Genomic DNA, 2,417 nt, shown 5'->3' with positions numbered 1-2,417 from the left:
CTGCCGGGCGTGCTGCAGCAGCCGGTGGTGGTCATCCGGGCCGGTTTCAGCGGCAGCAGGAAGGATGCGCTGAGGGTGACGCTGGCGGCGGTGCCGTACAGTGAGACGCAGTGCTGGCGTCCGGCGCTGAAGGCAAGACCGAAGGTCAGCGGCACGCTGACGGCACGGGTCAGCAGCCCGAAGAGCGGGGATATCTACGCGCATCAGACGGCGGAGGGGCTGTACCGGGTGAAGTTTGATGCAGACCAGGACAGCAAACAGCAGGGTTACGAGAGCATGCTGCTGCGCCTGGCCAAACCCTACGGTGGCGACACCTACGGGATTCACTTCCCGCTGATACAGGGCACAGAAGTGGCGGTGGCGTTTCATGAAGGGGACCCGGACCGACCCTATATCGCCCATGCGCTGCACGACTCCCGGCATCCGGACCACGTGACGGAGGCAAACCACACCCGCAACGTCATCCGCACGCCCGCGAACAACAAGCTGCGCATGGAAGACAAACGGGGCGAGGAGCACGTCAAGCTCAGCACCGAGTACGGCGGCAAGACGCAGCTGAACCTGGGGCATAACGTGGATGCACAGCGTGCGCTGCGGGGCGAGGGGTTTGAACTGCGTACAGACCAGTGGGGAGCTATTCGGGCTGGGAAAGGGATCTTTATCAGTGCCGATCGCCAGGAATTAGCTGGAGGTTTGCAGTTAGATATGCATGAAGCAGTAGCTAACTTACAAGCTGCGCTTCAGGATGCGAAAGGTATTCGCTCTGCAGCAGAAAAAGCGAAAGCAGAACTGGCTGATATCGAGAGGCAAAAAGCATTGTTAATGGAGTCTGTGACAGACCTCAAGAAACAGGCTTTACTTTTTTCTGCCCCTGCTGGCATTGCGCAGGTGACTCCTGCCAGCATCCAACTCTCATCAGGTGAGAATGTCATTGTAACCTCCGGAGCGGACACGGATGTCAGTGTCGCTAAAAAATTCCGCCTTGGTGTGAAAGAAACAATAAGTCTTTTCGCTCAGTGGATGGGGATTAAAATTTTCGCCAGCAAAGGAAAAGTGGAAATTCAGGCACAGGGAGATGCAATGGATCTGCTGGCAAAGAAAACGTTGAGTATAGCCAGCAAGGATGAGCAGGTGATCATTACCGCAGCGACAGAGTTAGTACTCAGTTGTGGTGGCGCGTATATCAGGCTTAAAGATGGTGAAATAGAAGTAGGGGCGCCTGGTAATGTACGCGTAAAGAGCATTGGGATTCAGAAAATGGCTCCTGCAACATTGAATGCCAGCATAGAATTACCGGATCCTTGCGCCACAGCTATTGATGCTGCTGGTGGTACGCAAAGCCCTACAGTGACGCTGGGTTGATGGAGGACCAATAATGAAGGAATCATTAATAACTTATGATTACTCCTTACAGGCAATGCAAAAACAAGGGGATTATATTGGTGAGCAAATATTTAATTCTTTTAGAACGTTAAATAGAAATTGCATTTTAATGATTGATACTGCAATTATAAGGTTGAGAAATAAAGAATCATCATTCTATAATGAAATAACAAATAGATATGTTGTAAGGGTACCTGTTGCTACTCGTTATCTATCATCTGAATTTGAACCTTGTTTGGTTTCACTGAATTTATCCTTACCTGAGGATTGTAAGTTACTACAAGAAAGCATTATGCAAGCTCTGCAAGAGATCGAACCTAATGAAATACTGCTGGGTAAGGGCAGGATGGTATGTGGTTGGCTTTCTTGCGAAGAAAACATTGTAAATCTCGCAGATTATCTGGGAAAGGTGGCAATCCAGCAGCATGATGGAAAAGATGTTTTGCTTCGGTATTATGATCCGGCAATTATGATCTCTCTTTTATCTATTCTGGATGACTGGCAACAACGACGTTTGTTAGGGCCAATTGAAGTGTGGAGTTTTATTGATGGCGATGGTCAGTTTATCAATAAAATAAATCAGTCTGAGAATCAACTGCGACTTTCATATACGTTATCGCTGAGCGCTGACAATTGGCGTGATATAAATTTTGCAGGGATAAAAAATAGAGTTATCTGTAATTATCGTCTGGCTAATTTGAGTCGTGAACGGTTTTCAGAGCCCGCGGTATTTAAGCTATTGCAGCAGTCACTTAAAAGAGCTGTATTATATACTTTTTCTGATCAAGAAGATCTTATCAAGTGGGGCCAGTGTTCAATTAATGTTGCTCCGGAGTTTTATAACCATGGATTTATTAAAAACCTGCTTGAAATAAATAGCTTAAGTGAGAGGGGAAAATTTACTCAAATCATATCTCATATCACAGAACAACAATGGAATGAAATTCGAGCAAACATTAATTAAGCAATTTACAGTTCGAATATGTGGGAGAACAGGGATGATAAATCATAAATGTGACTGTATGTCACAGGGA

2 protein-coding genes are annotated in these 2,417 nt (G+C 46.9%); both read left to right on the top strand.

What is annotated here, in order from left to right; genetic code table 11:
• Positions 1-1,362, top strand: a 1,362-nt coding sequence (locus FDX24_RS00085; RefSeq protein ID WP_137363631.1) for a type VI secretion system Vgr family protein, incomplete at its 5' end; no start/stop codon positions are given.
• A gap of 13 nt (positions 1,363-1,375) precedes the next feature.
• Positions 1,376-2,347 carry a DUF4123 domain-containing protein gene (locus FDX24_RS00080; RefSeq protein ID WP_137363630.1) on the top strand — a complete coding sequence of 324 codons (972 nt, stop codon included), beginning with the start codon at positions 1,376-1,378 and terminating at the stop codon, positions 2,345-2,347.
• The last annotated feature ends 70 nt before the right edge of the window (positions 2,348-2,417 follow it).

It is taken from the genome of Citrobacter sp. wls716, from assembly GCF_005280975.1.
In the GTDB taxonomy this organism is placed as follows: domain Bacteria; phylum Pseudomonadota; class Gammaproteobacteria; order Enterobacterales; family Enterobacteriaceae; genus Citrobacter; species Citrobacter youngae.
Note: the sequence above shows the minus strand (reverse complement) of the source record. Positions and strands in the feature narration are given on the sequence as shown.

Bases quoted from the DNA above. Each gene is read 5' to 3' on its own strand.
- FDX24_RS00080 (WP_137363630.1), top strand. From the start codon at position 1,376: ATGAAGGAATCATTAATAACTTATGATTACTCCTTACAGGCAATGCAA.